General features: G+C 62.6%; 2 protein-coding genes. One reads left to right on the top strand and one right to left on the bottom strand.

Annotated elements, in window-relative coordinates; all coding sequences use genetic code 11:
- Positions 1-58: 58 nt before the first annotated feature.
- Positions 59-1465, bottom strand: a complete 1407-nt coding sequence (locus HU811_RS25925; protein ID WP_092401538.1) for an adenosylmethionine--8-amino-7-oxononanoate transaminase — start codon at positions 1463-1465, stop codon at positions 59-61.
- A gap of 220 nt (positions 1466-1685) precedes the next feature.
- On the opposite strand from HU811_RS25925, the gene HU811_RS25920 reads away from it, so the two are divergent.
- Positions 1686-3422 (top strand): flavin monoamine oxidase family protein, encoded by a 1737-nt coding sequence (locus HU811_RS25920; RefSeq protein ID WP_092401541.1) that lies wholly within the window; start codon positions 1686-1688, stop codon positions 3420-3422.
- Positions 3423-3509 lie beyond the last annotated feature (87 nt).

The following is a 3509-nucleotide window of genomic DNA, read 5'->3' as shown; positions in this document are numbered from 1 at the left end:
AGCCCAGCGGGGATAAATCCCCTCACCACACCAGTATTCCAACAAGAACACCGAGGTTTTAACCCGGATCCCGGAACCCCGGATGAAAGTCCTTCGGCACCGCCACGCTGACCTGGTCCCGGGTGGCGATGTCGATGCCCTCGCTGGCCACTTCAGCCAGGAAGTCGATTTGCTCGGGGGTGATGACATACGGCGGCAGGAAATACACCACGCTGCCCAGCGGTCGCAGCAACGCGCCGCGTTCCAGGGCATGCTGGAACACCGTCAGGCCGCGACGTTCCTGCCAGGGGTAAGCGGTCTTGCTCGCCTTGTCCTTGACCATCTCGATGGCCAGGACCATGCCGGTCTGGCGCACTTCGGCCACGTTCGGGTGATCGGCCAGGTGCGCGGTGGCGCTTGCCATGCGCTGGGCCAGGGCCTTGTTGTTTTCGATGACGTGGTCTTCTTCGAAGATATCCAGCGTCGCCAGGGCCGCCGCGCAGGCCAACGGGTTGCCCGTGTAGCTGTGGGAATGCAGGAAGGCGCGCAGGGTCGGGTAGTCGTCGTAGAACGCGCTGTAGACCTCATCGGTGGTCACGCACGCCGCCAGCGGCAGGTAGCCGCCGGTCAGGGCCTTGGACAGGCAGAGGAAGTCTGGGGTGATACCGGCCTGTTCACAGGCGAACATCGTGCCGGTGCGGCCGAAGCCGACGGCGATTTCGTCGTGGATCAGGTGCACGCCATAGCGATCACACGCCTCGCGCAGCAGCTTCAGGTACACCGGGTGATACATGCGCATGCCACCGGCACCCTGGATCAGCGGCTCGACGATGACGGCGGCCACGGTGTCGTGGTGTTCGGCCAAGGTCTGTTCCATCGCGGCAAACAGGTTGCGCGAATGCTCCTCCCAGCTCATGCCTTCAGGGCGGTGGTAGCAATCGGGGCTCGGCACTTTGATCGTGTCCAGCAGCAACGCCTTGTAGGTTTCGGTGAACAGCGGCACGTCGCCCACCGACATCGCCGCGATGGTTTCGCCGTGGTAGCTGTTGCTCAGGGTGACGAAGCGCTTCTTGGCCGGCTGGCCACGATTGATCCAGTAGTGAAAGCTCATCTTCATCGCCACTTCGATGCAGGACGAGCCGTTATCGGCGTAGAAACACCGGGTCAGACCTTTAGGCGTCATCTTCACCAGGCGCTCGGACAGCTCGATCACCGGCTGGTGACTGAAGCCGGCGAGGATCACATGCTCCAGTTGATCGACCTGGTCCTTGATGCGCTGATTGATCCGCGGGTTGGCATGGCCGAACACGTTGACCCACCAGGAACTGACGGCATCGAGGTAGCGCTTGCCTTCGAAGTCTTCCAGCCACACGCCTTCACCGCGCTTGATCGGGATCAGCGGCAGCTTTTCGTGGTCTTTCATCTGGGTGCAGGGATGCCACAGCACCGCTAGGTCGCGTTGCATCCACTGGTTATTCAGGCCCATATACAGTCTCCTCGAGGCGGCTCGCGGCGGGCGCGGGCAAAACAATCGCGCAAGCCTATGCAATGGCGGCCCTGGGGACAACCCATTGTGTCGTCCCGGCTACTTTGCACGAGTCGATAGACGTCGCTGGCGGCGTTTTGATGGCTGACGTATTCTTCGCCGTTCTCTAGAGCCTGTCTGGCTCAAACTGATTCCTGCGTTTTAATCCGGAGTTCGCTGAATGTCTGCTGGTTGGCTGCGCGCCTGTGCGCTGGTGGTGATGGGGCTGTTCAGCGTTTGTGCGCTGGCCAAGGACAAGCAACCGACGGTGATCGTCATCGGCGGCGGCCTGGCCGGACTCACGGCGGCCTACGAGCTGCAGAACAAAGGCTGGCAGGTAACCCTGCTGGAAGCCAAGCCAAGCCTGGGCGGTCGTTCGGGTATGGCCACCAGTGAATGGATCGGCAACGAAAAAACTCAGCCGGTACTGAACAAGTACATCTCGACCTTCAAGCTGAGCACCACACCGGCCCCGGAGTTCGTGCGCACCCCCAGCTATCTGATCGACGGCACCTACTTCACCGCCGCTGACCTGACGACTAAGCAACCGGCCACGGCCGAAGCCCTCAAACGCTACGAAACCACCCTGGACGACCTGGCGCGTTCCATTGAAGACCCACAGAATCCGTCGGCCAACAACACGTTGCACGCTCTGGACCAGATCAGCGTCTCCAACTGGCTCGACCGTCTGCAATTGCCGGCCACCGCGCGGCAGTTGGTGAACCAGCAGATCCGCACCCGCTATGACGAACCGTCGCGGCTGTCGTTGCTGTATTTTGCCCAGCAGACCCGGGTCTACCGTGGTGTGTCCGACCGTGACCTGCGCGCTGCGCGCCTGCTGGGTGGCAGCCCTGTGTTGGCCCAGGCCTTCGTCAAGCAACTGAAAACCATCAAGACCAGCTCCCCCGTCTCGGCCATCTCCCAAGACAAGGACGGCGTCACCGTCAAGGTTGGCAGCGTCGGCTATCAAGCTGACTACGTGGTGCTGGCCGTGCCGTTGCGAGCCCTGAACAAAATCCAGCTGACCCCGGCCCTGGACGCCCGGCATCAGGGCGCGATCAAGGGCACCAACTACGGCTGGCGCGACCAGATCATGCTCAAGTTCAAGACCCCGGTCTGGGACAGCAAGGCGCGCATGTCGGGTGAGATCTACAGCAACACCGGCCTGGGCATGATGTGGATCGAGCCGGCCATGAAGGGCGGCGCCAATGTGGTCGTCAACCTGTCCGGCGACAACGCCCGGGTGATGCAGGCCTTTGGTGACAAGCAGATGGCCGATCAGGTGCTGATTCGCTTGCACGCGTTTTATCCGCAGGCTCGGGGTGCCTTCACCGGTTATGAAATTCGCCGCTACAGCACCGACCCGTCCATGGGCGGCGCGTACCTGGCCTTTGGGCCGGGCCAGATCAGCAAGTACTGGCGCCTGTGGGAAATGCCGTTGCAGCGCGTAGCCTTTGCCGGCGAACACACCGACACCTTGTATCCGGGCACCCTGGAGGGCGCGTTGCGTAGCGGTCAGCGGGCGGCCAGCCAGGTTCAAGACCTGGCGGCAGGCAAATCGTTTGAACCGGCCAAGGTCGTGCCGGTGGCAGCGGCAGCAGCGGCCGGTGCGGTGGCGGCGAAGAAGGGCAATTTCTTCACCAACCTGTTTGGGGGCGACTCGGATAAGGAGCCGGTCAAGGCCGCCGCGCCGATTGCGCCTGCTCCAGCGCCAGCCCCGGTGCCAGCGCCTGCACCCGTTCAAGCGCCTGCACCGGTCGCCCCGGCCAAGGTTGAGCCGGCGAAGAAAGCAACGGTCAAACCAGTGGCCAAAAAGCCGGTGGCCAAGACACCGGCTAAAAAAACGCCAGTGAAGAAAGCCGCTCCGGTGAAGAAACCGGCGGCAAAGCCCGCTGCGACGCAGACCCAGGCGCAATAAAGGGCGGTGCCAGAAAAAGCGCGGTGAGTCAGCCGCGCTTTTTTTTGCCTGACAGATCGCATTCGCGAGCAAGCCCGCTCCCACAGG

Origin of the sequence: Pseudomonas tehranensis (assembly GCF_014268615.1) — a bacterium.
In the GTDB taxonomy this organism is placed as follows: domain Bacteria; phylum Pseudomonadota; class Gammaproteobacteria; order Pseudomonadales; family Pseudomonadaceae; genus Aquipseudomonas; species Aquipseudomonas tehranensis.
The sequence above is the reverse complement of the archived record's forward strand: the minus strand, read 5'-3'. Positions and strand labels throughout refer to the sequence as shown.

Excerpts from the sequence above, each read along its gene's own strand:
- HU811_RS25925 (WP_092401538.1), bottom strand. The coding sequence starts at position 1,465 with ATGGGCCTGAATAACCAGTGGATGCAACGCGACCTAGCGGTGCTGTGG.
- HU811_RS25920 (WP_092401541.1), top strand. The coding sequence starts at position 1,686 with ATGTCTGCTGGTTGGCTGCGCGCCTGTGCGCTGGTGGTGATGGGGCTG.